At 74.5% G+C, this 24,772-nt stretch carries 29 protein-coding genes; 17 read left to right on the top strand and 12 right to left on the bottom strand.

The genetic code is table 11. The features are described 5' to 3' along the window. The first annotated feature begins 59 nt into the window (after window positions 1-59). From GA0070613_RS02450 to GA0070613_RS02435, 4 genes are all read left to right on the top strand, one after another. On the top strand, window positions 60-782 hold the full coding sequence (locus tag GA0070613_RS02450; protein ID WP_089010790.1) for a glycosyltransferase family 2 protein: 723 nt from the start codon (window positions 60-62) through the stop codon (window positions 780-782). Then, window positions 779-1,543 carry a TIGR04282 family arsenosugar biosynthesis glycosyltransferase gene (locus tag GA0070613_RS02445; protein WP_089010789.1) on the top strand — a complete coding sequence of 255 codons (765 nt, stop codon included), beginning with the start codon at window positions 779-781 and terminating at the stop codon, window positions 1,541-1,543. Before GA0070613_RS02450 ends, GA0070613_RS02445 begins: the two co-directional genes overlap by 4 nt. Further along, window positions 1,540-2,211 carry a class I SAM-dependent methyltransferase gene (locus tag GA0070613_RS02440; protein WP_089010788.1) on the top strand — a complete coding sequence of 224 codons (672 nt, stop codon included), beginning with the start codon at window positions 1,540-1,542 and terminating at the stop codon, window positions 2,209-2,211. Before GA0070613_RS02445 ends, GA0070613_RS02440 begins: the two co-directional genes overlap by 4 nt. Before the next feature lie 106 nt (window positions 2,212-2,317). Continuing rightward, window positions 2,318-2,983: a GNAT family N-acetyltransferase gene (locus GA0070613_RS02435; RefSeq protein ID WP_089010787.1), complete on the top strand. Its 666-nt coding sequence runs from the start codon at window positions 2,318-2,320 to the stop codon at window positions 2,981-2,983. Window positions 2,984-3,002: 19 nt separating this feature from the next. Here the strand turns inward: GA0070613_RS02435 and GA0070613_RS02430 are convergent, their stop codons facing one another. The 3 genes from GA0070613_RS02430 to GA0070613_RS02420 are packed head-to-tail and all read right to left on the bottom strand — an operon-like array spanning window position 3,003 to window position 4,682. Further along, window positions 3,003-3,716: a TetR family transcriptional regulator gene (locus GA0070613_RS02430; RefSeq protein WP_089010786.1), complete on the bottom strand. Its 714-nt coding sequence runs from the start codon at window positions 3,714-3,716 to the stop codon at window positions 3,003-3,005. Continuing rightward, window positions 3,643-4,131, bottom strand: a complete 489-nt coding sequence (locus GA0070613_RS02425) for a thiol-disulfide oxidoreductase DCC family protein (protein ID WP_231929636.1) — start codon at window positions 4,129-4,131, stop codon at window positions 3,643-3,645. The genes GA0070613_RS02430 and GA0070613_RS02425 overlap by 74 nt, the downstream gene beginning before the upstream one ends. Before the next feature lie 29 nt (window positions 4,132-4,160). Further along, entirely contained in the window at window positions 4,161-4,682 is a 522-nt protein-coding gene (locus tag GA0070613_RS02420) for a hypothetical protein (RefSeq protein WP_231929635.1), read from the bottom strand. 161 nt (window positions 4,683-4,843) lie between these two features. Here GA0070613_RS02420 and GA0070613_RS02415 point away from each other — a divergent pair, with 161 nt between their 5' ends. Then, window positions 4,844-5,206, top strand: a complete 363-nt coding sequence (locus GA0070613_RS02415) for an STAS domain-containing protein (RefSeq protein ID WP_089010784.1) — start codon at window positions 4,844-4,846, stop codon at window positions 5,204-5,206. Window positions 5,207-5,217: 11 nt separating this feature from the next. Here the strand turns inward: GA0070613_RS02415 and GA0070613_RS02410 are convergent, their stop codons facing one another. After that, window positions 5,218-6,423 (bottom strand): PP2C family protein-serine/threonine phosphatase, encoded by a 1,206-nt coding sequence (locus GA0070613_RS02410; RefSeq protein WP_089010783.1) that lies wholly within the window; start codon window positions 6,421-6,423, stop codon window positions 5,218-5,220. 42 nt (window positions 6,424-6,465) lie between these two features. Further along, window positions 6,466-7,917, bottom strand: a complete 1,452-nt coding sequence (locus GA0070613_RS02405) for a glycoside hydrolase family 3 protein (protein ID WP_089010782.1) — start codon at window positions 7,915-7,917, stop codon at window positions 6,466-6,468. Between the two features lie 174 nt (window positions 7,918-8,091). On the opposite strand from GA0070613_RS02405, the gene GA0070613_RS02400 reads away from it, so the two are divergent. Then, window positions 8,092-9,267, top strand: coding sequence for an ROK family transcriptional regulator (locus GA0070613_RS02400; RefSeq protein ID WP_089010781.1), 1,176 nt, complete (start codon window positions 8,092-8,094; stop codon window positions 9,265-9,267). A 142-nt stretch (window positions 9,268-9,409) separates the two neighbouring features. Here the strand turns inward: GA0070613_RS02400 and GA0070613_RS02395 are convergent, their stop codons facing one another. Then, window positions 9,410-10,420 carry an ABC transporter permease subunit gene (locus tag GA0070613_RS02395; RefSeq protein WP_089010780.1) on the bottom strand — a complete coding sequence of 337 codons (1,011 nt, stop codon included), beginning with the start codon at window positions 10,418-10,420 and terminating at the stop codon, window positions 9,410-9,412. Further along, window positions 10,417-11,436 carry an ABC transporter ATP-binding protein gene (locus tag GA0070613_RS02390; protein WP_089010779.1) on the bottom strand — a complete coding sequence of 340 codons (1,020 nt, stop codon included), beginning with the start codon at window positions 11,434-11,436 and terminating at the stop codon, window positions 10,417-10,419. The genes GA0070613_RS02395 and GA0070613_RS02390 overlap by 4 nt, the downstream gene beginning before the upstream one ends. Window positions 11,437-11,561: 125 nt before the next feature. On the opposite strand from GA0070613_RS02390, the gene GA0070613_RS02385 reads away from it, so the two are divergent. Together GA0070613_RS02385 and GA0070613_RS02380 are read left to right on the top strand one after the other, a co-directional pair. Beyond that, entirely contained in the window at window positions 11,562-12,404 is an 843-nt protein-coding gene (locus GA0070613_RS02385) for an ABC transporter ATP-binding protein (protein WP_089010778.1), read from the top strand. A 17-nt stretch (window positions 12,405-12,421) separates the two neighbouring features. Then, window positions 12,422-13,321 carry a ribokinase gene (locus tag GA0070613_RS02380; RefSeq protein WP_089010777.1) on the top strand — a complete coding sequence of 300 codons (900 nt, stop codon included), beginning with the start codon at window positions 12,422-12,424 and terminating at the stop codon, window positions 13,319-13,321. A 62-nt stretch (window positions 13,322-13,383) separates the two neighbouring features. On the opposite strand, the gene GA0070613_RS02375 is transcribed toward GA0070613_RS02380, so the two are convergent. Further along, window positions 13,384-14,112 (bottom strand): hypothetical protein, encoded by a 729-nt coding sequence (locus tag GA0070613_RS02375; protein WP_089010776.1) that lies wholly within the window; start codon window positions 14,110-14,112, stop codon window positions 13,384-13,386. A 452-nt stretch (window positions 14,113-14,564) separates the two neighbouring features. On the opposite strand from GA0070613_RS02375, the gene GA0070613_RS02370 reads away from it, so the two are divergent. Beyond that, window positions 14,565-14,972 carry a nuclear transport factor 2 family protein gene (locus GA0070613_RS02370; protein WP_089010775.1) on the top strand — a complete coding sequence of 136 codons (408 nt, stop codon included), beginning with the start codon at window positions 14,565-14,567 and terminating at the stop codon, window positions 14,970-14,972. On the opposite strand, the gene GA0070613_RS02365 is transcribed toward GA0070613_RS02370, so the two are convergent. Then, on the bottom strand, window positions 14,918-15,436 hold the full coding sequence (locus GA0070613_RS02365; RefSeq protein WP_089010774.1) for a DUF6232 family protein: 519 nt from the start codon (window positions 15,434-15,436) through the stop codon (window positions 14,918-14,920). The genes GA0070613_RS02370 and GA0070613_RS02365 overlap by 55 nt on opposite strands. Window positions 15,437-15,534: 98 nt before the next feature. On the opposite strand from GA0070613_RS02365, the gene GA0070613_RS02360 reads away from it, so the two are divergent. The 4 genes from GA0070613_RS02360 to GA0070613_RS02345 all read left to right on the top strand — a co-directional run bounded on the left by GA0070613_RS02360 (window position 15,535) and on the right by GA0070613_RS02345 (window position 19,975). Next, entirely contained in the window at window positions 15,535-16,308 is a 774-nt protein-coding gene (locus tag GA0070613_RS02360; RefSeq protein WP_089010773.1) for an enoyl-CoA hydratase-related protein, read from the top strand. A gap of 108 nt (window positions 16,309-16,416) precedes the next feature. Then, a complete protein-coding gene (locus GA0070613_RS02355; protein ID WP_089010772.1) occupies window positions 16,417-18,039 on the top strand; it encodes an acetolactate synthase in 1,623 nt (540 codons plus the stop codon). A 152-nt stretch (window positions 18,040-18,191) separates the two neighbouring features. Then, window positions 18,192-19,166, top strand: coding sequence for an ATP-binding cassette domain-containing protein (locus GA0070613_RS02350; RefSeq protein WP_089010771.1), 975 nt, complete (start codon window positions 18,192-18,194; stop codon window positions 19,164-19,166). Continuing rightward, window positions 19,163-19,975 carry an ABC transporter permease gene (locus GA0070613_RS02345; protein WP_089010770.1) on the top strand — a complete coding sequence of 271 codons (813 nt, stop codon included), beginning with the start codon at window positions 19,163-19,165 and terminating at the stop codon, window positions 19,973-19,975. The genes GA0070613_RS02350 and GA0070613_RS02345 overlap by 4 nt, the downstream gene beginning before the upstream one ends. A gap of 8 nt (window positions 19,976-19,983) precedes the next feature. Here the strand turns inward: GA0070613_RS02345 and GA0070613_RS02340 are convergent, their stop codons facing one another. Genes GA0070613_RS02340 through GA0070613_RS02330 form a run of 3 tightly spaced genes read right to left on the bottom strand, consistent with a single transcriptional unit; the run spans window position 19,984 to window position 21,105 of the window. Beyond that, the gene (locus tag GA0070613_RS02340; protein WP_089010769.1) at window positions 19,984-20,394 is read right to left on the bottom strand and encodes a PLD nuclease N-terminal domain-containing protein; all 411 of its coding nucleotides are present in this window, start codon (window positions 20,392-20,394) and stop codon (window positions 19,984-19,986) included. A gap of 28 nt (window positions 20,395-20,422) precedes the next feature. Then, window positions 20,423-20,722 carry a DUF202 domain-containing protein gene (locus tag GA0070613_RS02335; protein ID WP_089010768.1) on the bottom strand — a complete coding sequence of 100 codons (300 nt, stop codon included), beginning with the start codon at window positions 20,720-20,722 and terminating at the stop codon, window positions 20,423-20,425. Beyond that, window positions 20,719-21,105, bottom strand: coding sequence for a YidH family protein (locus tag GA0070613_RS02330; protein WP_089010767.1), 387 nt, complete (start codon window positions 21,103-21,105; stop codon window positions 20,719-20,721). Before GA0070613_RS02330 ends, GA0070613_RS02335 begins: the two co-directional genes overlap by 4 nt. Before the next feature lie 41 nt (window positions 21,106-21,146). On the opposite strand from GA0070613_RS02330, the gene GA0070613_RS02325 reads away from it, so the two are divergent. The 4 genes from GA0070613_RS02325 to GA0070613_RS02310 all read left to right on the top strand — a co-directional run bounded on the left by GA0070613_RS02325 (window position 21,147) and on the right by GA0070613_RS02310 (window position 24,489). Beyond that, a complete protein-coding gene (locus GA0070613_RS02325) occupies window positions 21,147-21,944 on the top strand; it encodes a GNAT family N-acetyltransferase (RefSeq protein WP_089010766.1) in 798 nt (265 codons plus the stop codon). A 2-nt stretch (window positions 21,945-21,946) separates the two neighbouring features. Then, window positions 21,947-22,351 carry a hypothetical protein gene (locus GA0070613_RS02320; RefSeq protein ID WP_089010765.1) on the top strand — a complete coding sequence of 135 codons (405 nt, stop codon included), beginning with the start codon at window positions 21,947-21,949 and terminating at the stop codon, window positions 22,349-22,351. 387 nt (window positions 22,352-22,738) lie between these two features. Continuing rightward, window positions 22,739-23,518, top strand: a complete 780-nt coding sequence (locus tag GA0070613_RS02315) for an electron transfer flavoprotein subunit beta/FixA family protein (RefSeq protein WP_089010764.1) — start codon at window positions 22,739-22,741, stop codon at window positions 23,516-23,518. 11 nt (window positions 23,519-23,529) lie between these two features. Beyond that, a complete protein-coding gene (locus tag GA0070613_RS02310) occupies window positions 23,530-24,489 on the top strand; it encodes an electron transfer flavoprotein subunit alpha/FixB family protein (protein ID WP_089010763.1) in 960 nt (319 codons plus the stop codon). The last annotated feature ends 283 nt before the right edge of the window (window positions 24,490-24,772 follow it).

The raw sequence follows: 24,772 nt of genomic DNA, 5'->3' as shown, positions 1-24,772 counted from the left end.
GGGTTCCGTAACCGCGACGAGGGCGCGGACCCGGGCCGGGGCGGCCTAGCGTCCCCGGCATGGAGACAGTGGTCGACGTGGTGCTGCCGTGCCTGGACGAGGCGGCCGCCCTGCCCGGTGTGCTCGCCGGGCTGCCGCCCGGGTACCGCGCCGTCGTGGTGGACAACGGCTCCACCGACGGCTCGCCCGAGGTGGCCGCCGCGCACGGCGCCCGGGTGGTGCACGAACCCCGGCGCGGCTACGGCGCCGCCGTCCACACCGGGCTGCTCGCCGCCCGTGCCGAGCTGGTCTGCGTGCTGGACGCGGACGGCTCGTTCGACCCGGGGGAGCTGCCTGGCCTGGCCGGGCCGGTGCTGGCGGGCCGGGCCGACCTGGTCGCCGGGCGTCGCCGGCCGATGACCCGCGCCGCCTGGCCGTGGCACGCCCGCGCCGGCAACGCGCTCCTCGCCGCCGGGCTGCGCCGCCGGGGCGTACCGGTGCACGACCTGAGCCCGATCCGCGTGGCCCGCCGCGCGGCGCTGCTGGAACTCGGCGTCGCGGACCGTGCCTTCGGCTACCCGCTGGAGCTGCTGCTCCGCGCGGCCGCCGCCGGGTGGCGGATCGTCGAGCTGGACGTGCGGTACGCGCCGCGGGCGGCCGGCACCCGGTCGAAGGTCTCCGGCTCGGTCCGGGGCACCGCCCGCGCGGTGCGCGACATGACGGCGGTGCTGCGGGCGGGGGTCGCTCCGGTGAGCGCAACGCAGCGGAGCCCCGCGGTCGCGAACGAAGGACGGCTCTCATGACGGTGCTGCTGGTGCTGGCGAAGGCGCCCGTGCCGGGCCAGGTGAAGACCCGGCTCTGCCCGCCGCTCGATGCCGACCGGGCCGCGGCGGTCGCCGCCGCCGCGCTGCTGGACACCCTGGACGCGGTCCGGGCGGTGCCCGGCGTGGCGCCGGTGCTGGCCCACACCGGCCCCCTCGACCGGGCGGTACGCGGTGCGGAGATCCGGGCCGCGCTGGCCGGCTGGACCCTGCTGTCCCAGCGCGGCCGGGGCCTTGGCGAGCGACTGGCCGCCGCGCACGCGGACGCGGGTGCGGCGTTCCCCGGCCAACCGGTGCTGCAGCTCGGCATGGACACCCCGCAGGTCGGCGCCGACCTGCTCGGCGCGGCCGTGGACGCGCTGGCCGGGGCGGACGCGCTGCTCGGCACGGCCGTGGACGGCGGTTGGTGGGCGCTGGGGCTGCGCGATCCGGCTGCGGCGGCCGTGCTGCGGGGCGTGCCGATGTCCACCCCGGCGACCGGGCGGCTGACCCGGGCCGCGCTGACCGGCCGGGCCCTGCGGGTCGGGGCCCTGCCGCAGCTCGCCGACGTGGACGAGTGGCCATCCGCCCAGGCCGTCGCCGCCGCCGCGCCGGCCGGCCGCTTCGCCGCGGCGGTCCGGGAGATCGAGGGTGGGCTGACCGGCGCCTTCACCCGGGCGGTGCGGGAGGTCGAGGGTGGCTCGGCCGGACGTGCGGTGCGGCCGGAGCCGCTCTCGGCGCGCCCGGCCCGGCGCGCCCGGTGACCGGATCCGGGGTGCTCGCCGGCGGCTTCGAGGCCGCGCTGGCCGAACTCGTCGACCGCTCCAGCGAGCGCGCGCACTGGCTGGTGCTCGGCGACGGGCCGCGGGTGCCGCTGCCGGTGCGCCGGTGGCACGGGCCGCCGGAGCCGGCGTTGACCGAGGTGGTGCGGCGCTGCTCCGGGCCGACCATCGACCTGGGCTGCGGGCCAGGTCGGCTCACCGCCGCGCTGGCCGAGCGTGGGCTGGTCGCCCTCGGCGTGGACGTCTCGGCGGTCGCCGTCCGGCTGGCCCGGGGCCGGGGTGCGGCCGCCCTGCGCCGGGACGTCCTCGCGCCGCTGCCCGGCGAGGGACGCTGGGCGCATGCCCTGCTGGTTGACGGCAACATCGGCATCGGCGGCGACCCGGTACGCCTGCTGCGCCGCTGCGCCGGCCTGCTGCGTCCCGGTGGCACGGCGCTGGTCGAGCTGGCGCCGCCGGGCGCGGGCCTGTGGCGGGGGCGCGCGTGCGTCACCTCGGGCGGGCGGGCCGGCGACGACGAGTGGGGGCCGGCGTTCCGCTGGGCCCGGGTGGGGGTGGAGCTGGCCGGGCCGCTGGCGTCCGCCGCCGGCTTCCGGGTCGCCGCCGTGCTGCCGCTCGACCGCCGCTGGTTCGTCGAACTGGTCCGCCGGTAGGGGCGCCTGGCGAATGTCCGGGCCGGCCGAGATCCGGACGCCCGAGCGGCCCGCCCGGGTACCGTGATCGTCGGCGGACGGTCCGGCGGGTGAGGAGGTGGCTCCGGTGCTCGACCGGCGGTTGTTCCTGCACCTGGCGACCTGGCTGGGGCAGTGGCCGGCCGGTCCGGGGCTGCACGTGGTCCGCTCGTACCGCCGCGCGCGACCGGCCTGGGACGGCCGGCTGCGGCCCGCCATCGCGGTCGCCGCGCCCGGCTGCGCCGTCCTTTCCGTACCGCCGGACCGGGTCGAGGCGGTCCGGGCCCTGGTCGACGGACGTCCGGGGGAGAACGTCCTGCCGGAGCTGCCCGCGACGGTCGGGCTGCCGGACTGGACCACCCACGCGGGCGCCTTCCGGTGGAGCCTGGCCCCGGCGCCGCTGCCCGACGTCGGCGAGTGGGTTTCGCCGACGGGGCCGGGGCTGCCGCCCTGGCTGCGGCTGTTCGACCGGGAGGTGCTGGTGGTGCGGGACGCCGACGGGCGATACCTCGCCGGCGCGGGGATCAAGCGGCACGACGCCCACGGGCACGAGCTGGCCGTCGGCACGGTACCGGCCGCCCGGGGCCGGGGCCTGGCCCGGCGGCTCGTCGCCCAGGCGGCCCGGCGGGTGCTCGACGAGGGCGCCGTCCCCACCTACCTGCACAACTTCGACAACGCCGCGTCCGCCCGGGTGGCCGAGGCGGCCGGCTTTCCGGACCGGGGCTGGACATCGTTCGGGGTCTTCCCGCGCTGACGGGGGAGGCCGCACGTCGTCAGTGACGCAGAGTGCGGATGAGGTCGAGCACCTGGCGGGTCACCGGTCGCAGCACCCGTAGCCGGGAGAGCCCGACCAGCCGGTCGACCAGCGGCACCGCCCCGTCGATCAGCTTCCGGGTGCGGACCTGCTCCGGGGATCGGTCGTGCACCCAGTAGAGGACCACTCCCATGTACGCGAGCCAGAGCAGCTCGGGCAGCGCCGGCCGCAGCTCCGCGTCGACCCGGGCCGTGGACCCCTCCAGCACCTCCCGGAACAGCGCGATGGACGCCTCCCGGGGCGCGGAGGACTCGGCGGAGAACGGGCTCATCGGTGAGGTGGGCTCGGCGGCGGTCTTGAAGAAGCTCGCGGCGAACGAGTGGTACGGGGTGAGCACGTCGACCCCGGCGTGCAGCGCGCCGGCCAGCCGCGCGGCGAACTCGCGTTCCCGGGCGAGCACCGGCGCGGCCGCCGCCAGGTGCTCGGTCTGGGTGTCCGCGTAGAACTCCTGGATCAGGTGGTCCTTGGAGCCGAAGTAGTAGTAGGCGTTGCCCACCGCCACGCCCGCCTCCTGGGCGATCGCGCGCATGGTCGTCCGGGCGTAGCCGCGCTCCCGGAACAGCCGCATCGCCGTGTCCAGGATGAGCTGCCGGGTCTGCTCACCCCGGGCGGTCGCCGGTTCGCCGGTGGTCGGGCCACCCGCACCGGTCGTCGGGGCAGTCTGCTCGGTCATCGTCGCCACCGTATCCCGGGTCCGGTCCTGGTTCCCGGACCAGCTCGCGTATCGAGGAGGCGGTCGCCACCACCCGCCGGGCCAGCGGCAGCAGGTGGGGGCGGGCCAGCCGTTCGGCGGTGGACCGGTGGTCGGCCAGCGCCCAGAGGCAGGCGAACCAGGCGCCGTCCCCCGCGTAGATCGCGCCGGTGTCGGCGACGACGGTCAGGTCCCGCAGCGTCGCGTCGTGGTCGAGGCCGGGGAAGCGCCGCCGGGCCTCGGCCGAGCCGGCCGGCACGAACTCCAGGGGTACGAGCTGCGGCCGGGACGCCAACCACCGCCGGGCGGCCCGGCACAGCGGGCAGTGCGCGTCGTAGAGGACGGTGAACCCGCGGACCCCACCGGCCCCGTGCCCGGTGGAGTCCGCCGGGGCCACGCCCGCTCCGCCGCCGCCCGGCGGGGCGTTCATCGCGCGGGTGGGGGCGGCGTCGGGCCGGCCGGCGCGGAGCCCCCGGTCGCGGGTCCGGGCATCCCGTGTCCGGGCATCGCCGGGCCGACCGGCCGGGGGCCGGGCTGCACCGGCAGGTGACCCACCGGCGCGATCGGCGGGTGCGGGGCGAGCTGCCGCAGCCTGCTGCGGCGGTAGCGGCCGAGCGCGAAGACGTTGAAGAAGTGCAGCAGGCCGAGGACCAGCAGCACCCAGCCGACCTTCATGGAGAGCTCCTCCATCGCCTGGCTGGTGGTGACCACCGGGTCGGCGTGCTTCATGGCCACCGTCACGTAGCCGAGGTTGAGCAGGTAGAAGCCGACCACGAGGAGGCTGTTGACCGCGTCGGCGAGCCGCCGGTCGGCGAAGACCTCCTCCAGGAAGACCAGCCCGTTGCGGGAGAGCGCCCGGGCCACCCACACGGTCAGGCCGATGCTGACCGCCAGGTAGATCAGGTACATCCAGACCTTGACGTCCATCTCGCCGTCCTTCTTGAACATGTTCAAATTGAGGTCCGGCTCAGTGTAGGACAGATTTTGAACATGTTCAAGAAGGGCCCCCTCCGGTCCGTCCGGTGGTGGGACCGGGCCCCGCCCGGTATCGTCGCCCCGGCGCCCGTCGACGGTCGGGGGAATCGGTTCTCTCTCACTGGGGCGGGGTCATGCAGGTCGGAACGCGGGAGGCGGGCCCCGGCCGCGTCGTGCTGACCCCGGTCGGCGAGGTCGACCTGGCCAGCGCCCCTCGGCTCGAACGGGCGCTGGACGCCGTCCTCGACCGGCCCGGCCTGGTGGAGGTCGTGATCGATCTCGCCGACGTGAGGTTCCTCGACTCGACCGGCGTGGCCATCCTGCTGCGCGGCGCCGCCGAGGCGGTCGGCCGGGGCGGCACCCTGCGGGTGACCAACCCGCAACCGGTGGTGACCCGGGTCCTGCGGATCACCGCGGTCGACGTGCTGCTCGGCCTCCCCGGCGGCGACGCGGACGGCACCCCCACCGCCGAGCCCGGCTGGCGCCGGCTGCGCTGACCCGTCCCTCGTCAGGGCTCCACCCGCGCCGCCGCCTCGCCGGACCACTCCAGCAGCACCATCGTGGCGTCGTCGCCGGACCCCGTGCCCCGGTGTTCCGTCACCGCCCGGCTCAACCTGCGTAGCGTCTCCGGGGCCGCCAGGCCGGACCCGACCAGCCGCTCGGCGAGATCGGCCATCCGGGGCAGCCCGAACATCTCGCCGGCGGCGTTCCGGGCTTCGGTGACGCCGTCGGTGTGCAGCAGCAGCCGGTCGCCGGGCTCCAGCCGGATCTCGGCCACCTCGGCTGCGGTCGGACCGCCGAACGCCAGGCCGAACGGGATGCGCCGCCCACCCGTCAGCGCGCGTACGGCCCGACCGCGGCGCAGCAGCACCGGGGCGGGATGCCCGGCGTTGACGTACCGGAGCCGGCCGCTGTCGACGTCGAGGGAGGCCAGCTGGCCGGTCACGAACCGCCCGTCCGTCCACTGGCTGCGCAGCCCGGCGTCAACCGCCGCGGCCAGACCGGCCAGTTCCGTGCCGGCGCGCCGGGCCGCCCGCAGCGCGGAGAGCGCGACCGAGGTGGTGAGCACCGCCGGCAGGCCGTGCCCCACCCCGTCCAGGATCGCCAGCGCGAGCGTCCCGCCGTCCAACGCGTAGTCGAAGGCGTCCCCGCCGACCTCGTAGCAGGGCTCGAGGATCGCGCTGACCACCACGGCCTCGGTGGCGAAGGTCAGCGGCGGGAGCAACTGCCAGAGCAGCTCGGCCGACAGCGCCATCGGGGCACTGCGCCGGGCCCGGCGCAGGAGGTCGCCGTACGCCGTCTTGCTCGCCACCAGGTGGCCGATCAACCCGGCGATCAGGCGGCAGCCGTCGCGGACGGCGTCGTCCTCCGGATCGAGTCCGTTCGGCAGCGAGACCGCCAGCAGGCCCAGCCGTTCCGTACCGTCGACCACCGGCACCCAGAGCCGGCCGTCCTGCCCGGCGCGGGCCCGCACGTCCGTGTAGGCGCGGCCGGGCAGGCTGGTGTCGATCGGCAGCGGCTCGGGCAGCGGCCGCCCCGCCTCGGGCAGCGGGCGCAGCCACTCCTGCTCGGCGTCCACCAGGTAGGCGGTGACCGTGACGCCGAGGTCGCCCAGGGCCGCGTTCACCGCCTCCGGCAGCGTGTCCGGCGGGAGCCGGTGCGACCGGTCGAGCAGGTCAGCGAGGGCCCGGAGCCAGGGGCCGGTGGCGGTCATCCCGCTCGTTTACCCGCTACCCGGCCCGCTCAGACCGCCGGATCAGCCGGTGAGACCGAGCACCTGTGCCGCTGCTCGTCCGTTGGCGTGGCTGGCGCCGTACGTGATGACGAACGCCCGGGCGCCGGTCGGCCGCCAGCGGCCCGGCCAGCCCATCTCCACCACCGTGACCGGGTGCATGGCGGCCAGCGCGTCGACCAGCTCCGGGCCGCCCGGGAGCCGGTGCAGATGCCGGCCGACCAGCACGATGGGTCGGTCCCCGGCGAGTCGGCGCAGCGCCTCCGGGTCGGTCTCACCGGCCAACGCGCGGACCTCCTCGGCGTCGGCGATGTGCGGGCCCAGCCCCCACGGCACCCGACCCTCGGCGATGGTGGAGTCGGCGTGCAGCTGCACCACGAGCGGCTTGGTCAGCTCGGCGACGTCGCCCTCGACGCGTACCGCCCGGAGCGCCGCGGCGTACCCGAGCCCGTCGACGCCCGGCTTCGGGGTGCCGGGGGCGCTGGTCCAGGCGGCCAGGTCGGCGGCGCGGCCGGCCGCCTCCTCGACCCGGCCCCGGTCCAACCGCCCGTCGGCGAGCGCCTCGACGATCTCCGCCGCCACCTGCTCCACCAGTTCGGCGTCGACCTTCGCGCCGATGCAGAGCAGGTCGGCCCCGGCGGCCAGGGCGCGCACGGCGGCCAGTCCGACGCCGCCCGCGGCCAGCGCGGCGCCCTTCATCTCCAGCGCGTCGGTGATCACGGTGCCGGTGAAGCCGTACTCCCGGCGCAGCAGGTCGACCAGGACCGCCCGGCTGAAGGTGGCCGGGCCGTCGCCGGTCAGCGCCGGCACCCGGATGTGGGCGGTCATCACCGCGCGGACGCCGGCGTCGACGACGGCCGCGAACGGCGGCAGGTCCCGCTGGCGCAGGAGGGCCGGCGGCACGTCGACGGTGGGCAGCTCGTGGTGGGAGTCGGCGACGGTCGCGCCGTGGCCGGGGAAGTGCTTGGCGCAGGCGGCCACCCCGGCCGACTGGAGGCCGGTCACGGCGGCGGCCGAGTGGGCGGCCACCCGGGCCGGGTCGGCGCCGAACGAGCGGGTGCCGATGACCGGGTTGTCGTCCGCGGTGTTGACGTCGACGGTGGGGGCCAGGTCGACGGTGATGCCGAGGGCGGCCAGCTCCGCGCCGATCGCCGCGTACACCTGGCGGGTCAGCGTCACGTCGTCGACCGCGCCGAGCGCGGCGTTGCCTGGGTACGGGCTGCCGGTGGCGTGGGCCAGCCGGGTGACGTCACCGCCCTCCTCGTCGATCGCGATGATGACGTCCGACCGGCCGGCCCGCAGGGCGGCGGTGCCCGCCGCCACCTGGGCCGGGTCGTGGATGTTGGTGCCGAACAGGGTGTGCCCGGCGAGTCCCTCGGCCAGCAGGTCCACCGCCCAGTCGGGCGGGACCGGCCCCGGGTACGCGGCGAGCAGGGTGCCCAGCGCGAGCCGGCGAAGTCCTGGATCCAACCCCACGTGTTACCCCTTTCGGTGCCGGACGGCACGAGTGTCGCACCGGAGCGGCCGTCCCGGACGGCGTCGCTGCCGGGTCGTCCGAAGACTCCGGATCGGGGTGGCCGATACGCTAACGGGCACCCGTCTGCAGGTCTTTAGTGGTTAGCAAAGTTTACTGAAAATAGAGGACGTGGCATGAGTGCGACCCGGCTGCCCGGCACCCCTCGCCTGTTGCGGGCGCTCAATGACCGCGCGGCGCTGGAGCTGCTCCTCGAACGCGGCCCCCTCACCCGGGCCCGGATCGGCGAGCTGACCGGGCTCTCCAAGGTCACCGCCTCCCAGCTGGTGGAGCGGCTGGAGGAGCGGGGCCTGGTCACCCGGGTCGGCGAGCAGGCCGGCGGGCGGGGCCCGAACGCCCAGCTCTACGCGGTCCGGCCGGGCAGCGCCCACGTGGTCGGGGTCGACGTCGGCGCGGAGCGGGTGGTGGCGGCCTGCGCGGACATCACCGGCGCGGTGATCGGCCGGGTGGAGCAGTCCACGAAGGACACCGACGACCCGGTGGGCGTGGTGCACAACGCGGTGGTCCAGGCGGCGAGCAGCGCCGGCGCGGAGCTGTCGAGCGTACGGCGGGTCGTGCTGGGCACCCCCGGCCTGGTCGACCCGGGCACCGGGGACATCACCTTCGCGTTCAACCTGCCGCGCTGGCACAGCGGCCTGCTCGCCGCGCTCCGGGAGGACCTGCACACCCCGGTGGTCTTCGAGAACGACGTCAACCTCGCCGCCGTCGCCGAGGCGCAGTCCGGCGCCGCCCAGGGGGTGTCGGACTTCGTGCTGGTGTGGGTGGGAGCGGGCGTCGGCCTGGCGATCATGCTCGGCGGCCGGCTGCACCACGGCAGCAGCGGCGCGGCCGGCGAGATCGGCTACCTGCCGGTCCCCGGGGCGTCGATCCCGCGGGACGTCTCCAAGCGGGCCAAGCCGGCGTTCCAGCAGCTCGCCGGTGCCGACGCGGTCCATGCGGTGGCCGCCGAGCACGGCTTCGCCGCCGACACCCCGGCCGACGCGGTGCGCGCCGCCGTCGCCGCCGGCGCGGCGGGTGGCCCGGTCCTCGACGAGCTGGGCCGCCGGCTGGCCCTCGGGGTGGCCAGCACCTGCGTGGTGCTCGACCCGCCGCTGGTGGTGCTCGCCGGCGAGGTGGGCCAGGCCGGTGGGGCGGCGCTGGCCGAGCGGGTGCAGCACGAGGTCGCGGCGATCACGCTGGTCCGCCCCCGGGTGGTGCCCACCGGGCTCACCGAGGAGCCGATCCTGCGGGGCGCGCTGCGTACCGCGCTGGACGCGGTTCGCGACGAGGTGTTCGGCTCCACGGTCGGCTGACCGGCCGGCGGGCCTGCCGGCCGGTGCCCTCGTCGGTGGCGCCGCCATGTGAAGGAATTCTTCACGAGGCAACTCATCTCTGCAAGGAGTTGCCGTGCGCTGACCGGCTCCCACCGCCGGGGGCGGGAGCCGGTCAGCGCGGTCAGATCAGGTCGCGGCGACGGAACGCGGCGAAGGCGGCCACCACCAGCGCCGCCGTCAGCGCGAGCAGCACCGCAAGCCCCGGCGCCCAGCTCAGGGTGTAGAAGCCGTCGCAGAAGCCGTTCACCTCGCCCCGGCACGCGTGGTTGTCCCAGAACCGGGCCCCCCCGGTGAGCCAGGCGGCCAGATAGCTGGAGAGCATCCACTGGTCGGGGCGGGCCGCCCCGACGATCTGCAGCACCAGCCGGGCGCCCAACTCCCATACCACCAGGTACGCGGCCACCGTGCCCAGCGCCGCCGACGTGTGCCGGCCCAGCGTGGCGATCGCGAAACCCAGCGCGGCGGCCAGCAGCACCAGCACCAGCCCTCGTCCGTACGTCCCGCCCAGCGACTGCCAGAATTCGCCGTCCAGCCGGCCCGGCAGCCCGGCGGTCTGCCCGATCAGCCAGAACACGGCCAGGTACGCCGCCGACGCCACCGCCGAGAGCACCAGCAGCGCGCCGAGCAGGGTGCTGAGCTTCGCGCCGAGCACCGCCCACCGGCGGGGCCGCCAGAGGAGCAGGTTCACCACCCCGCCGGAGTTCAGGTCGGCCCCGATGTACGACGCCCCGACCAGGAAGCCGAAGAGCATCAGGAAGGCGACAAGGAAGTAGAGCAGCGGGCGGGCCTGGTTGGCGAAGGTGAAGACGCCGTTGAGGAAGTCCGCCGCCACCGGCACCCGCTCCATCCGGACCGGGTCGATCTCGCTGCAGTCCCCGGGGACGTAGTCGCTCTCCTCGGGCGCGAGCGTCCCCGCCTTGATCCGCAGGCACCGGTCGTGCGCCGCCGTCATGCTGCTCCGCTGCTCGGCGGCCTGGGCCTGGGCCCGGCTCATCTCGGCCGGGGTCGGCCGGTGCGACCCGGCGAGCGTGGTCGCGGCGGTAACCGCGAACGCGGTCAGCAGCAGCACCACCATCAGCTGCACGAAGCGGCGCGCGGACAGCCGCTCCAACTCGGCACGGACCAGGTTCACGCCCCCACCTCCCGGTTCTCGCGCGCGTCGAGGTCGATCACCAGGTCTTCCGGACCGGCGTCCGGCCGGACCGAACCGCCCACCTGGCGGGGCACCGCCGGCTGCGGCGTGGTCCCGGTCAGCTCCAGGAAGACGCTCTCCAGGTCCGGCCGGAGCGGGACCAGCTCGCGTACCCAGAGGCCCTGCTCGCCCAGCGTGCGGCTGATCAGCTCCGGCTCGTCCACCCCGGCGATCACCAGCTGGTCGGGATGCGTGGTGACCGCCAGCCCGAGCGCCCGCAGCAGCTCCGCCGCGCGCTCCGGCTCGGCCACCCGGACCTGCCACTCGTGCTGGTCGAAACCGGCGAGCACCTCGTCGACCGGCCCGGCCGCGACCCGGCGGCCCCGGCTGATGATCGTCACGTGGTCGCAGATGAGCTGGATCTCGGCCAGGATGTGGCTGGAGAGCAGTACGGTCACGCCCGCCGCGGAGAGCGACCGCATCAGGTCCCGCATCTCCCGGATCCCCGCCGGGTCCAGCCCGTTCGCCGGCTCGTCGAGGATCAGCAGTTCCGGGCTCTTCAGCAACGCCGACGCCACCGCCAGCCGCTGCTTCATGCCCAGCGAGTAGCCCTTGACCCGCTCGTCGCCCCGATCGCGCAGGCCGACCTGCTCCAGCACCTCGTCCACCCGGCTGGTCGGCACGCCCCCGGCCACGGCGAGCAGCCGCAGCGTCCGGTGGGCGGTGAAGTTGCCGAAGAACTGCGGGCTCTCCACGATCGCGCCGACCCGGCCGGCGACCTCGGGCAGCCGCGCCGGCGAGGGCGCCCCGAGCACGCTCATCCGGCCGCCGTCCGCCCCGACCAGCCCCAGCAGGGCGCGCAGCGTGGTGGTCTTGCCCGAGCCGTTGGGCCCGAGGAAGCCGTGCACCTGGCCGGCCTCGACCAGCAGGTCGAAACCGTCGACGGCGACCCGACGCCCGTGGCGGAGTGTGTGGAAGGTCTTACGGAGACCCTCAATCTCGATGACCGCGCTCATCCGCGCGGCTCCTGACAGGGCATGGACCGTCCTCCGGGTAGGTGACCAACGACACGGCGCCTCACCTTATGGTGGCGGCGCCGCCCGTGGGGGGCAGCGCACGCGGTGCGTGATTGGATGGACCGGTGACTGGTGACCTGATCCCCGGCGCCGCCGGCGCCCCCGCCGCCCCCTCGACCGTGGACGCGGATCTGGTGGTCAGCCTCGACGGGGTCGGCGTCAAGCGCTCCGGCACCGCGTTGCTGCACGACGTCGACTGGCGGGTCGAGCTGGACGAGCGCTGGGTGGTGCTCGGGCCGAACGGAGCCGGCAAGACGACCCTGCTGAGCCTGGCCGCGGGGCGGCTGCACCCGACCACCGGCGCCGCGTACGTGCTCGGCGAGCGGATCGGCCGCACCGAGGTCAACGAGCTGCGGATGCGGATCGGCCTCTCCACCGCCGCGCTGGCCGAGCGGGTCCCCGTCGACGAGCGGGTCAGCGACGTCGTGGTCACCGCCGCCTGGTCCGTGGTGGGCCGCTGGCGGGAGAGCTACGACCGCACCGACGAGGCCCGTGCCCGGGCCCTGCTCGGGCAGCTCGGCATCGGGCACCTGGCCGACCGCGCGTACGGCACGCTGTCGGAGGGGGAGCGCAAGCGGGTGCAGATCGCCCGCGCGCTGATGACCGACCCCGAACTGCTGCTCCTCGACGAGCCGGCCGCCGGGCTCGACCTGGGCGGGCGCGAGGACCTGGTGGCCCGGCTGGCCGAGCTGGCGTACGACCCGGACGCCCCGGCGCTGGTGCTGGTGACCCACCACGTGGAGGAGATCCCGCCGGGCTTCACCCACGCGCTGCTGCTGCGTGAGGGCGGCGTAATGGCGCAGGGACTGCTCGCCGACACCCTCACCGCCGACAACCTGTCGAAGACCTTCGGCCTGCCCCTGGTCGTCGAGCGCTCCGGCGAGCGCTGGACCGCCCGCGCCGCCTGAGGCGGAGAGGAACCGTCATGCAGCAGACCCGGGTGGCTGTGGTGGGCAGCGCCAACATGGACCTGGTCGGCAGCGCGCCCGCGCTGCCCCGGCCGGGGGAGACCCTGCTCGGCAGCGACTTCGTGATGCTCCCCGGCGGCAAGGGCGCCAACCAGGCGGTCGCCGCGGTGCGGGCCGGCGCGTCCTGCGTCTTCCTCGGCGCGATCGGCTCGGACGCCTTCGGGGTCACCCTCAAGGCCCGGATCACCGCCGCCGGGGTGGACACCGGCCAGCTCCGGGTGGTGTACGGGGCGTCCGGGGTCGCGCTGGTCATGGTGGGCGCCGAGGGGGAGAACGCGATCCTGGTGACGCCCGGCGCCAACGGGACGTTCGTCGGGCTGACCGAGGGCGAGCTGCACGCCGTACGCGAGGCGGACGTGCTGGTCGCCCAGCTGGAGGTGCCGGTCGAGACGGTGACCGAGGCGGCGGTGGCGGCCCGGGACGCCGGCACCCGGGTGATTCTGAACGCGGCGCCGGCCCGGCAGGTGCCGGCGGACCTGCTCGCCGCGGTGGACCTGCTGGTGGTCAACGAGACCGAGGCGCAGGCGCTCACCGGCCGGGGTCGGGACGAGCCGGCGGCGCTGCTCGACCTGGTGCCCCGGGCGGTGCTGACCCTCGGCGCGCAGGGCGCCTGGTACGTCGACCGGGACGGCCGCTCGGTGCACGTCCCGCCGGTCAAGGTCGAGGCGGTGGACTCCACCGCCGCGGGTGACGCGTTCACCGCCGCCCTGGCCGTCGCCTGGGGCGAGGGACGGGAGCTGGTCGACGCGGTGCACTGGGCGGCGGCGGCCGGGGCGGCCTGCGTACGGCGGCTCGGCGCCTCGGTGGCGCTGCCCCGCCGCGTCGAGATCGACGAGCTGTACGCCCCGCCCGCCTGACTCGCGAGGGCGCTCCGCCGCGCCGGCCGGCAGGGTGGCGGCGCGGGTCCGGCGCCGACGGGTCAGTCGGCCGGCTCGTCGCTGAGACGTTCACCCCGGCGGCGCAGCATGCCCAGCCCGGGGATGCCGGCGACAGCGAGTTTGAGGTCGCGGGTGACGTCGAGCAGGTCGTGCAGGTCCGGGCCGACCCGGTCCAGGGTGGCCAGGATCGGCAGGATGTCCGCGGTCAGGTGCTCCTTGAGCTTCGGCAGCTCGTCGACGAGCCGGATCGCCGCGGTCACCTCCTCCGGGCTGAGCTGCTCGATGAACCGGCTCGCCATGGGCGCGGCCCGACGCAGCGTCGGCTCGTACGCGGCCAGCAGTTCGGCGGCGGTGCCGGCGGGCTCCTCGGCGGCGACCACCGTGCCGGCGGCCCGCCCGGCCACCGCGTCCGCCTCGGCGACCACCGCGCCGGCGGCCCGGGCCACCCGCTCGGCCTCGCCCACCACCACGGCGGCCGCGGCGGCGACCTCGGTGGCGGTCTCGATCGCGCCGGTGGCGGCGGCGCTGATCACCGCGACCTCGCGGACCGCCGTCTCCGCGTCGGTGAGTACCCGGTCGGTGCGGTCCAGGGTGCCGTCGATCCGGTCCACCACCCCGTTGATCCGGCGCAGCAGCGCCTCGACCTCGTCGAGGACCGCGAAGGCGCGGGCCGGTACGGCGGCGAACGAGGCGGCGGAGCCGAGCGCCTGGTCCAGGGCCGAGCGGGTGAGGCCGACGACCGCGCCGGGCCGGGGGAGGGGAATCGCCATGTTCCTCAGTGTGCGTCGGCGGCGCCAGGAACGCCGGGTGACGCCGGGCGGTCCGCGTCACGTCCGCCCCGGGGTTCATCGCCGCCGACCCGGACCCCGGTCAGCGCGGCGTCCTCGCCCCGACGGGGTCATCGAGCGTTCCCCTGCTGTTCGACGGCGCGCTGCACGGCCCGGTAGATCTGCCCGAACCGTAACGCGTCCAGCGCGACCAGCGGCGGCAGGGACAGCAGCACGACCAGGCGCGTGGGCCCGCCGCCCCTCGACCGGCCGGCGGGTGTCCTGCCACGATGCTGCGAAGCTGATGTCGTGGATGAATCAGGGCCGGGTGGTGGCACTCCCGGGTGGTTCCCTGGGTGATTCACCGACGTCATCAGCTTCGTAGCGGCCGAGCGGAGTATGCGCGGCGCTGGCGGGGCGGCGCGGAAGCGGGGCCCGGCGTACGGTCGGAGCGCATGGGGGGCGATTTGCGGGAGCGCAACGTCGAGGTGGTCCGGCGGTACCTGCGGACCTTCGTCACCAAGGACCTGGCCGAGCTGGCCGAGGTGGTCGCCGAGGACGTGGAGATCTACGGCTCGGGCACGGCGGTGCGAGGGCGGCACTTCGTCGAGGGGGCCGTCTCGTCGCCGGGGCTGACCGTGCTCGACCAGGAGATCCTGGAACTGTTCGCGGCCGAGGACCGGGTCGTCATCTCGTTCGCGCAGACGTACCGGCGGGACGCGACCGGGGAGACCACGGTGCAGAGCGCCTGCAAGATGTACCGGCTGGCCGGCGGGCGGATCGTCCAGTTCTGGGGTGAGCAGGACACCTACGGCCTGCTGCGCGGCCTCGGGCTGCTGCCGGACGTGCCGATCGCCTTCTGACGGCGGGACGTCGGCGCGGACTCCATCGCCCGCTGCACGGCCCGGTAGATCTGGCCGAAGCGCAGCGCGTCGCCGGTGCACAGCAGCCGTACCGGCTGGCCGCGCCAGCGGGCCCACATCTCCAACTGCCGGCTGCCCCGGGCGTACGAGCGGTCCAGGTGTTCGAAGAGGAAGTCGGCGAGCGGCCCGACCCCGAGCCCGATCAGCACCGACACCCCGACGATGGCGACCGTGACGGTGGGGGAGCGGTGCAGCCAGAGCGCCAGCGCGAAGCCGAGCGCGGCGGCGACCAGCGGGCCGGCGAGCGCGGCGCCGATCGCGCCCCGGCCGGCGAGCACGCGCCAGGAGCGGCTGCCCCGCCGGTGCCACACCATGCTGATCTCCGCGAGCGGGAACGCCCGGCCGTCCACCCGGACGGCGGTGGAGGTGACCTGCACCGACCTGTCGTCGTAGTACGTGATCATGGCCTGACTCCCGATGTGGGGGCGGACACCAGACTACTTACCCCAACGACCCGGGTCGTAAGGTTGGCACGCGACTTCGACGAGGAAGTGAGGGCAGCGTGGGCGAGTTCGTTCGGCTGGAAACCAAGGACGGCATCGGCACCATCCGGCTGGAGCGGCCGCCGATGAACGCGCTCAACACCCAGGTGCAGGAGGAGTTGCGCGCCGCCGCGGCCGCCGCCACCGCCGACCCGGAGGTCCGCGCGGTCATCGTGTACGGCGGGGAGAAGGTCTTCGCCGCCGGCGCGGACATCAAGGAGATGGCCGACATGTCCTACGTGGACATGGCGGAGCGGGCCGCCGACCTCTCCAGCGCGCTGGGCGCGATCGCCCGGATTCCCAAGCCGGTGGTCGCCGCCATCACCGGGTACGCCCTCGGTGGCGGCTGCGAGCTGGCCCTCGCCTGCGACTGGCGGGTGGTGGCCGAAGACGCCAAGCTCGGCCAGCCGGAGATCAAGCTCGGCATCATCCCCGGCGCCGGCGGCACCCAGCGGTTGGCCCGGCTGGTCGGCCCGGCCCGCGCCAAGGACCTGGTCATGTCCGGTCGGATGGTCGACGCCGAGGAGGCGCTGCGGATCGGGCTGGCCGACCGGGTGGTCCCGGCCGCCGAGGTCTACGCGGCGGCGGCGGCGCTGGTGAAGCCCTTCCTGACCGGCCCGGTGCAGGCGCTGCGGGCGGCCAAGCAGGCCGTCGACGGCGGCCTGGACATGGACCTCAACTCGGGCCTGGCCTGGGAGAGCCAGCTCTTCGCGGCGCTCTTCGCCACCGATGACCGGCGCGAGGGCATGGCTGCGTTCGTGGCGAAGCGCAAGCCGGACTTCACCGGCCGCTGAGCCGGTCCGGGTCGGCGGCGGACACCCGCCGCCGACCCGAGAACGGTTCACATTCTTCCTACCGGCCAGTAGCGTGTGACTCCGTATCTGTGACGAAGGGGAGCGGCGATGACGGAACGGGTCGAGGGCCACGGCGGGGAGCTGGCGCTGGCGGCGCTGCGCGCGCACGGCGTACGAGAGATGTTCACCCTCTCCGGCGGGCACGTCTTCCCGCTCTACGACGCCGCGCACAAGAACGACTTCCCGATCTACGACGTCCGGCACGAGCAGTCAGCCGTCTTCGCCGCCGAGGCGGTGGCCAAGCTCCAGCGCCGCCCCGGCCTGGCCGTGCTCACCGCCGGCCCCGGCGTCACGAACGGCGTCTCCGGACTGACCAGCGCCTTCTTCAACGCCTCCCCGGTGCTGGTGCTCGGCGGCAGGGCCCCGCAGTTCCGCTGGGGCTCCGGCAGCCTCCAGGAGATGGACCACCTGCCGCTGGTCGCCCCGGTCACCAAGCACGCCGAGACGGTGTTCAGCGCCGACGACATCCCGCGCGCGATCACCGCCGCCCTCACCGCGGCGCTCACCCCGCACCGCGGCCCGGCCTTCCTCGACTTCCCCCTCGAAGCGGTCTTCTCGGTCGGCGACGCCGAGCTGCCGACCGTCTCGCCGATCGCCCCGATCGAGGCCGACCCGGACGAGGTGGCGAAGGCCGCCGGCCTGATCGCGGGCGCGAGCCGGCCGGTGATCATCGCCGGCTCCGACGTGTACGCCGGCGACGCGGTCGACGCCCTGCGCGCCGCCGCCGAGGCGCTCGGAGTGCCGGTCTTCACCAACGGCATGGGGCGCGGCGCGCTGCCGCCCACCCACCCGCTCGCCTTCGCCAAGGCCCGTCGGGTCGCGCTCAAGGAAGCGGACGTGGTCGTGGTGATCGGCACCCCGCTGGACTTCCGGCTCGGCTTCGGCGACTTCGGCGACGCCAAGGTCGTGCACGTCGTCGACGCGCCCAGCCAGCGCGCCGGGCACGTGCAGCCCGCCGCCGCCCCCGCCGGCGACCTGCGGCTCATCCTCACCGCCCTCGCGGAGCACCCCGGCGACCGGGCCGACCACGCCGACTGGATCGCCCAGCTCCGGGTCGCCGAGGACGCCGCCAAGGCCCGCGACGCCGAGGAGATGGCCGCCGAGACCGACCCGATCCGGCCCGCCCGGATCTACGGCGAGCTGCGCAAGGCCCTCGCCCCCGACGCCATCACCATCGGCGACGGCGGCGACTTCGTCTCGTACGCCGGCCGCTACCTGGAGCCGGCGCAGCCCGGCACCTGGCTCGACCCCGGCCCGTACGGCTGCCTCGGCACCGGCATGGGCTACGCGATGGGGGCCCGGGTCAGCCACCCGGACCGGCAGATCTGCGTGCTGATGGGCGACGGTGCCGCCGGCTTCTCGCTGATGGACGTGGAGTCCCTGGTCCGCCAGCAGCTCCCGGTGGTCATCGTGGTCGGCAACAACGGCATCTGGGGCCTGGAGAAGCACCCGATGCGGGCCATGTACGGCTACGACGTCGCCGCCGACCTCCAGCCCGGGCTGCGCTACGACAAGGTGGTCGAGGCACTCGGCGGCGCGGGCGAGACGGTGGAGAAGGCCGCCGACCTCGGCCCGGCGTTGACCCGCGCGTTCGACTCCGGCGTGCCGTACCTGGTCAACGTGCTGACCGATCCCGCGGACGCGTACCCCCGCTCGTCGAACCTGGCCTGACCCCCGACCCTGCCACCGCCGTCGCCGGGTGACCGGCGGCGGCGGTCGCGTATTTCTGTTCACAGCAAAATCAGCGGAATGTCAGCGGCTGTCGACGTAACGTCAGCGCCGTCGCTCATCGTGGGGTGGCCAGCGATACGACGGGAGTTCCGATGACATACGCGATCCAGGCGGAGGGACTGGTCCGCCGCTTCGGCGCGACCACCGCCCTCGCCGGAGTCGACCTCGCCGTCCCCACCGGGACGGTCTTCGGTCTGCTCGGGCCGAACGGGGCGGGCAAGACCACCGCGGTACGGGTGCTCGCCACCCTGCTCGCCGCCGACGAGGGGCACGCCACGGTGGGCGGGTACGACGTCCGCCGCGACGCGCACCGGGTCCGCCAGCTGATCGGCCTGACCGGCCAGTACGCCTCGGTCGACGAGACGCTGACCGGCACCGAGAACCTGCTGCTGATCGGCCGGCTGCTCGGGATGCGCCGGGCCGACGCCCGGACCCGCGCCCGGCAACTGCTCGCCGACTTCCAGCTCAGCGACGCCGCCGACCGGGCGGCCAAGACGTACTCGGGCGGCATGCGCCGCCGCCTGGACCTGGCCGCCAGCCTGGTGGGCCGGCCGCAGGTGCTCTTCCTCGACGAGCCGACCACCGGGCTCGACCCGCGCAGCCGCAACGAGCTGTGGGACATCGTCCGGGGCCTGGTCGCCGACGGGGTGACCGTGCTGCTGACCACCCAGTACCTGGAGGAGGCCGACCAGCTCGCCGGCGAGATCGCCGTCGTCGACCAGGGGCGGGTCATCGCCCAGGGCACCCCGGAGGAGCTGAAGGCGAAGACTGGCGGGCAGATCCTGACCGTCCGGCCGGCGGACGCCAGCGACCTGCCGACCGTGGTGTCCATCGCCGCGGAGGTCGCCGGGGGGACCCCCGAGGTCGCCCAGACCACCGTCACCGTGCCGGTGAACGACCCCGGTGTGTTGCCCGCCGTGGTGCGCCGGCTCGACCAGGCCGAGATCACGATCGCCGAGTTGGCCCTGCGCGGCTCCAGCCTGGACGAGGTCTTCCTCTCCCTGACCGGCCACCGGGCCGAGCAGGACGGCCGCTCCGACGTTGAACTGGAAGGGATTCCGGCATGACCGCCGCCACCCTCACCGCGGCCCCGCTGGCCCCGGCCCGCCGGCCGGGCCTCGCCGCCGGGCTGCGGCACACTCTCACGCTCGCCTGGCGCAGCCTGGTGCAGATCAAGCACAACCCGATGGAGTTGCTCGACCTGAGCATCCAGCCGGTGATGTTCGTGCTGCTCTTCACGTACGTATTCGGCGGGGCGATCTCCGGCACGCCGGGCGACTACCTCAAGTTCGCGTTGCCCGGGATCATCGTGCAGAACGCCTTCTTCGCCACCATGACCACCGGCTTCGGGCTGAACAACGACCTGACCAAGGGGGTGTTCGACCGGCTCCGCGCGCTGCCCATCGCCCGCTGGTCGCCGCTGGCCGGGCGGATCCTTGCCGACACGGTCAAGCAGGCGTGGTCGGTGTCGCTGCTGGTCGGGGTCGGTGCGATCCTCGGGTTCCGGCTGGGCAACGGCGCGCTCGGCCTGCTCGGGGCGTTCGCTCTGCTGCTCGCCTTCTCGCTGGCCGCCTCGTGGATCTCGGTGCTGGTCGGGGTGTTGGTCAGCGAGCCGGAGAAGGTGCAGATCTTCGGCTTCATGGTGATCTTTCCGCTGACCTTCACCAGCAACGCCTTCGTGCCGACCGAGACCATGCCGTCCTGGCTGCAACGCTGGGTCGAGGTCAACCCGGTGACCATCCTGGCCGACGCGCTGCGTGGCCTGCTGGTCGGCGGCCCGGTGGCCGGGCCGGTCGTCCAGTCGCTGATCTGGGCCGCTGCCCTCGCCGCCGTGTTCGCCCCGCTCGCCGTGCGGGCCCTCAGGCGTCGAGTGTGACCCGGCGCTCAGACCTCCGGCCGGTCCTGCTCGGTCTCCCGGCGGCGCAGCTCCTCCTCGCGGCGTCGCAGGTCGTCCTCCCAGCGGCGGAAGAGCTCCTGGTCCTGCTGCCGGGGCACCTCCCCGATGGACGACAGGAACGCCGGGTCGTCGTCCGGCGCCGCCCTCGGGCGACCGCGGTCCCGCTCGGAGAAGCCGTTCCCCATCGGCCAGGCGGTCCGGGCGCGGCCCGCGCCCGCCTCCCGACCGGCGACGAACCAGGCGATCGAGCCGACCAGCGGGAAGAACAGGATGATCAGTACCCAGGCGATGCGGGGCAGCGCCCGGATCTCGCCCTCCTCCGCGGAGAGGCAGCTGATCAGCGCGCAGATGCCGAGGACGACCTCGGCCAGGAAGAGAAGCCCGTACAGGCGAACCATGTCCGACATCATGGACCACCGATGCCGTTCAGCGCAGCCCGCGTACCACCATCAGCACGCCGAGCACGGCGAACCCGGCGGCGGCCAGCGCGGTCAGCGGGAACGACCAGCGCTGCGCCCGACGCGTCCCGGCGCCGGTGGCCCGGCGCCAGTTCAGGGCGAGCATGCCGAGCCAACCCACCACCGCCACGCCGGCCAGCAGCGCGCCGGCCAGGTCGCCGGTGAGGCCGAGCCGGACCATCAGCACGACGACCGCGGTGAACGCCAGCAGGGTCCGGCGCCAGGCCAGCCGGGTCCGCTCCGGCTGAAGCCCGGGGTCGCCGGTCACCCGAGCGCCCGGGCCAGCACCGCGACCACCAGCAGCAGCGCGCCGAGGGCGACGGAGAGGGCCAGCACGGCCGGGAAGCGGGACGCCGGCAGCTCCTCGCCGAGCCGGATCGCCCGCTCGGTACGCGCCCAGTGGTCGACGGCCCGGACGGCGACCGCCCCGCCGAGCAACAGCAGCGCGATGGCGATCACCTCGCGCAGGTGGGCCACGGGCAGCGACGGCAGGAACTGGGCGGCGGCCAGTCCGCCGGCGATCAGCGCCAGCCCGGTACGCAGCCACGCCAGGAAGGTCCGCTCGTTGGCCAGCGAGAAGCGGTAGTCGGGCCTGCTGCCGACCGACCGCACCTCGCGCGGGTCGAACCACCGCCTGATCGCCTCCCACACGTCGCCGATTATCCGCTTTGCCCGGTGAATAGCCTGGGGGGATGACCGATCTTGACGCGCGGACCCTGCGCGACGCCTACGACACCCAGCTCCGCCCGGAGATCCCGGATCCGCTGCCCGCCGGGGTGACCGTCGAACGGGACGGCCCGCTGGTCCGGATCCTCGGCCTGGACCAGCGCGGCTTCCTCACGTACCGCACCCTGGACGGCCTGGCCGGCGCGGAGCTGGACGCGCTGATCGCCCGACAGGTGGAGTTCTTCCGGGCCCGGGGCGAGGGCGTGGAGTGGAAGCTCAACGGCCACGACGAGCCGGCCGACCTGGGTGACCGGCTGCGCGCCGCCGGGTTCGTGCCCGAGGACCAGGAGACCGTCGTGGTCGGGCCGGTCTCGGCGCTGGCCGGCGCCGTCCCGCTCCCGCCCGACGGGGTACGCCTGAGCGAGGTCACCAGCCGGGAGGACCTGGAACGGATCGCCGCGATGGAGGAGGCGGTCTGGCACAGCGACCGGAGCCACCTGGTGACCGGGCTGGCGAAGGAGATCGAGGCCGACCCGCAGTCGATCACGATCGTGGTGGCCGAGGCGGGGGAGACCGTGGTCAGCGCCGGCTGGATCCGCTACCCGGCCAACACCGGCTTCGGCACCCTCTGGGGCGGCTCGACCCTGCCGGAGTGGCGCCGTAAGGGCATCTACCGGGCGCTGGTGGCGTACCGGGCGCGGCTGGCCGAGCAGCGCGGCCGGACGCTGCTTCAGGTGGACTGCTCGGAGGACAGCCGGCCGATCCTGGAGCGGCTCGGGCTGGTAGCGGTCACCACGACGACCCCGTACGTCTACACTCCGTGATCATGGAGCGGTTGACGGCGGAGGAGCGGCTCACCCTGAAGACGGGGGCGTTCGGCGCCGTCTTCCTGGTGTCGAACGCCGAGCCCGGGATGTTCGCGATGATCCGGGAGAGCATGGCCGCGTCCGGGGCGCTGAGCGATGCCAGCGGCGTGGTGAAGGAGGCGCTCACCGTCGGCCCGCTGCCGCAGTTGCCCCGGGACTCCGCGCTGGAGGTCGAGGCGGTGGCGCTGCCGGCGCTGACCCGGGCGGTGGCGATCCTGCGGGACAAGGCGCCGGGGGAGGTCGAGGCGTACCGCTCGGTGGTGCTGGCGGCGGCCGACCGGGTGGCCGGCGCCCACCGCGGGGTGGCCCTGGCGGAGGCTGCGGTGATCGACAGGATCAGGGCCGCGCTGGCCGGGCCGGCCTGACCGCGGCGCCGGACCAGAGCGCGCGGACGGTGCTCCGGACGCAGCGGTCACGGACCCGTCCGCAGGCGCAGCGGTAGGTGTCGGGGAGCATCCGGCGGCAGGATCGCCGGGCGCCGTCCGCGCCGTCCGCCGCGTGCCGGACTCCCGCCGAAGTGCCAATTTCCGACATTTACGTCACCTCCCGATTCAGGAGTTTACCCGGCGCTGCGGTCCTCGGTGAGTTGTGTCACTCTGAGGCCCCGGGGAGACGATGCTACTTGCGGGTAACATTGCGCGTGGGCAACTGCACAGCAGCCCGTGGTTGACCGACCGTCAAGTCACGCGGGAGGCTGCGCCCGAGACCGGGCGAGTGATCGCAACACCAAACAGGAGGGTCGTCGAAGCGCGATGAACATCGTCGTACTCGTCAAGCAGGTGCCCGATTCGGGCGCGGACCGCAACCTGCGTTCTGACGACAACACCGTCGACCGCGGCTCGGCGAACAACGTCATCAACGAGATGGACGAGTACGCCATCGAAGAGGCGTTGAAGATCAAGGAGGCGCACGGCGGCGAGGTCACCATCCTGACCATGGGTCCGGACCGGGCGACCGAGTCGATCCGCAAGGCGCTCTCGATGGGCCCGGACAAGGCCGTGCACGTCGTCGACGACGCCCTGCACGGGTCCTGCACCGTGGCCACCTCCAAGGTGCTCGCCGCCGCGCTCGGGCAGCTCAACGCCGACCTGGTGATCTGCGGCGCCGAGTCCACCGACGGCCGGGTCCAGGTCATGCCGCACATGATCGCCGAGCGGCTGGGCGTCGCCGCCCTCACCGGCGCGCGCAAGCTCACCGTCGACGGCGCCACCCTGACCGTCGAGCGGCAGACCGAGGAGGGCTACGAGGTGGTCACCGCCTCGACCCCGGCCGTCGTCTCCGTCTGGGACACCATCAACGAGCCGCGCTACCCGTCCTTCAAGGGCATCATGGCCGCCAAGAAGAAGCCGGTGCAGACGCTCTCCCTGGGTGACCTCGGCGTCGCCCCGACCGAGGTGGGCCTCGACGGCGCGACCAGCGCCGTGCTCGAGCACACCAAGCGCCCGCCGCGCTCCGGCGGCGCCAAGATCACCGACGAGGGCGAGGGCGGCGTCAAGCTGGTCGAGTTCCTCGCCACCGAGAAGTTCGTGTGAGAGGTCTGGACATGGCTGAGGTTCTCGTCGTCGTCGAAGCCACCAAGGAATTCGGCGTCAAGAAGGTCACCCTGGAGATGCTCACCCTCGCCCGCGAGCTGGGCACCCCCAGCGCGGTGGTGCTCGGTGGCTCCGGCGCCGCCGAGGCGCTGAGCGCCAAGCTGGGCGAGTACGGCGCGGAGAAGATCTACGCCGCCGAGGGCGAGGAGATCGACGGCTACCTGGTGGCCCCGAAGGCCACCGTGCTGGCCGACCTGGTCAAGCGGGTGCAGCCGGCCGCCGTGCTGCTCGCCTCGGCCCAGGAGGGCAAGGAGATCGCCGCCCGACTGGCCGTCAAGCTGGACAACGGCATCCTGACCGACGTGGTCGGTCTCGACGCCGACGGCACCGCGACCCAGGTCGCCTTCGCCGGCTCCACCATCGTCAAGTCCAAGGTCACCAAGGGCCTGCCGCTGGTCACCGTCCGGCCGAACTCGGTCAACCCGACCCCGGCCCCGGCCACCCCGGCGGTGGAGCAGCTCACCGTCGCCGTCACCGACGCCGACAAGCTGGCCAAGGTCGTCGACCGGGTCGCCGAGCAGAAGGGCTCCCGCCCCGAGCTCACCGAGGCGTCGGTCGTCGTCTCCGGCGGTCGCGGTGTCGGCAACGCCGACAACTTCAAGCTGGTCGAGGAGCTGGCCGACCTGCTCGGCGGCGCCGTCGGCGCGTCCCGCGCGGCCGTCGACTCCGGCTTCTACCCGCACCAGTTCCAGGTCGGCCAGACCGGCAAGACCGTCTCCCCGCAGCTCTACGTCGCGCTGGGCATCTCCGGCGCGATCCAGCACCGGGCCGGCATGCAGACCTCGAAGACCATCGTCGCCGTGAACAAGGACGGCGAGGCCCCGATCTTCGAGCTGGCCGACTTCGGTGTGGTGGGTGACCTGTTCAAGGTCGTTCCGCAGGCCGCCGAGGAGATCCGCAAGCGCAAGTGACCTGCCCGGTCACGAAAGAGCCGCCGTCCGGGGTTCCGGGCGGCGGCTCTTTCCGTGTTGCGGCCCTTCCGTGCGGTGGAAGGGAGCTGATCGGCGGGCCGGGGAGCTGAGCCGGCCCGCCGATCAGCCCGTCAGGGTGCCCCTCAGCGAACTGTCGCCGGAGTGGGCGGGCTTGTTGTCGTGTTCGAGGGCATCGACAGCAACTCGTCTCCCGAGCCCTCGCTCAGCGTACCGACCCGGAACATCCGCATCGTCTCGGGATCGGTCAGCCCGACCTCGTAGT

Source organism: Micromonospora inositola (assembly GCF_900090285.1).
Lineage (GTDB): Bacteria > Actinomycetota > Actinomycetes > Mycobacteriales > Micromonosporaceae > Micromonospora > Micromonospora inositola.
This window is presented reverse-complemented; position numbering and strand designations above follow the sequence as displayed.

Excerpts from the sequence above, each read along its gene's own strand:
- GA0070613_RS02450 (WP_089010790.1), top strand. The coding sequence starts at position 60 with ATGGAGACAGTGGTCGACGTGGTGCTGCCGTGCCTGGACGAGGCGGCC.
- GA0070613_RS02445 (WP_089010789.1), top strand. The coding sequence starts at position 779 with ATGACGGTGCTGCTGGTGCTGGCGAAGGCGCCCGTGCCGGGCCAGGTG.
- GA0070613_RS02430 (WP_089010786.1), bottom strand. The coding sequence starts at position 3,716 with ATGACCGAGCAGACTGCCCCGACGACCGGTGCGGGTGGCCCGACCACC.
- GA0070613_RS02420 (WP_231929635.1), bottom strand. The coding sequence starts at position 4,682 with ATGTTCAAGAAGGACGGCGAGATGGACGTCAAGGTCTGGATGTACCTG.
- GA0070613_RS02415 (WP_089010784.1), top strand. The coding sequence starts at position 4,844 with ATGCAGGTCGGAACGCGGGAGGCGGGCCCCGGCCGCGTCGTGCTGACC.
- GA0070613_RS02410 (WP_089010783.1), bottom strand. The coding sequence starts at position 6,423 with ATGACCGCCACCGGCCCCTGGCTCCGGGCCCTCGCTGACCTGCTCGAC.
- GA0070613_RS02400 (WP_089010781.1), top strand. The coding sequence starts at position 8,092 with ATGAGTGCGACCCGGCTGCCCGGCACCCCTCGCCTGTTGCGGGCGCTC.
- GA0070613_RS02390 (WP_089010779.1), bottom strand. The coding sequence starts at position 11,436 with ATGAGCGCGGTCATCGAGATTGAGGGTCTCCGTAAGACCTTCCACACA.
- GA0070613_RS02380 (WP_089010777.1), top strand. The coding sequence starts at position 12,422 with ATGCAGCAGACCCGGGTGGCTGTGGTGGGCAGCGCCAACATGGACCTG.
- GA0070613_RS02375 (WP_089010776.1), bottom strand. The coding sequence starts at position 14,112 with ATGGCGATTCCCCTCCCCCGGCCCGGCGCGGTCGTCGGCCTCACCCGC.
- GA0070613_RS02370 (WP_089010775.1), top strand. The coding sequence starts at position 14,565 with ATGGGGGGCGATTTGCGGGAGCGCAACGTCGAGGTGGTCCGGCGGTAC.
- GA0070613_RS02365 (WP_089010774.1), bottom strand. The coding sequence starts at position 15,436 with ATGATCACGTACTACGACGACAGGTCGGTGCAGGTCACCTCCACCGCC.
- GA0070613_RS02355 (WP_089010772.1), top strand. The coding sequence starts at position 16,417 with ATGACGGAACGGGTCGAGGGCCACGGCGGGGAGCTGGCGCTGGCGGCG.
- GA0070613_RS02350 (WP_089010771.1), top strand. The coding sequence starts at position 18,192 with ATGACATACGCGATCCAGGCGGAGGGACTGGTCCGCCGCTTCGGCGCG.
- GA0070613_RS02345 (WP_089010770.1), top strand. The coding sequence starts at position 19,163 with ATGACCGCCGCCACCCTCACCGCGGCCCCGCTGGCCCCGGCCCGCCGG.
- GA0070613_RS02340 (WP_089010769.1), bottom strand. The coding sequence starts at position 20,394 with ATGGTTCGCCTGTACGGGCTTCTCTTCCTGGCCGAGGTCGTCCTCGGC.
- GA0070613_RS02325 (WP_089010766.1), top strand. The coding sequence starts at position 21,147 with ATGACCGATCTTGACGCGCGGACCCTGCGCGACGCCTACGACACCCAG.
- GA0070613_RS02320 (WP_089010765.1), top strand. The coding sequence starts at position 21,947 with ATGGAGCGGTTGACGGCGGAGGAGCGGCTCACCCTGAAGACGGGGGCG.
- GA0070613_RS02315 (WP_089010764.1), top strand. The coding sequence starts at position 22,739 with ATGAACATCGTCGTACTCGTCAAGCAGGTGCCCGATTCGGGCGCGGAC.
- GA0070613_RS02310 (WP_089010763.1), top strand. The coding sequence starts at position 23,530 with ATGGCTGAGGTTCTCGTCGTCGTCGAAGCCACCAAGGAATTCGGCGTC.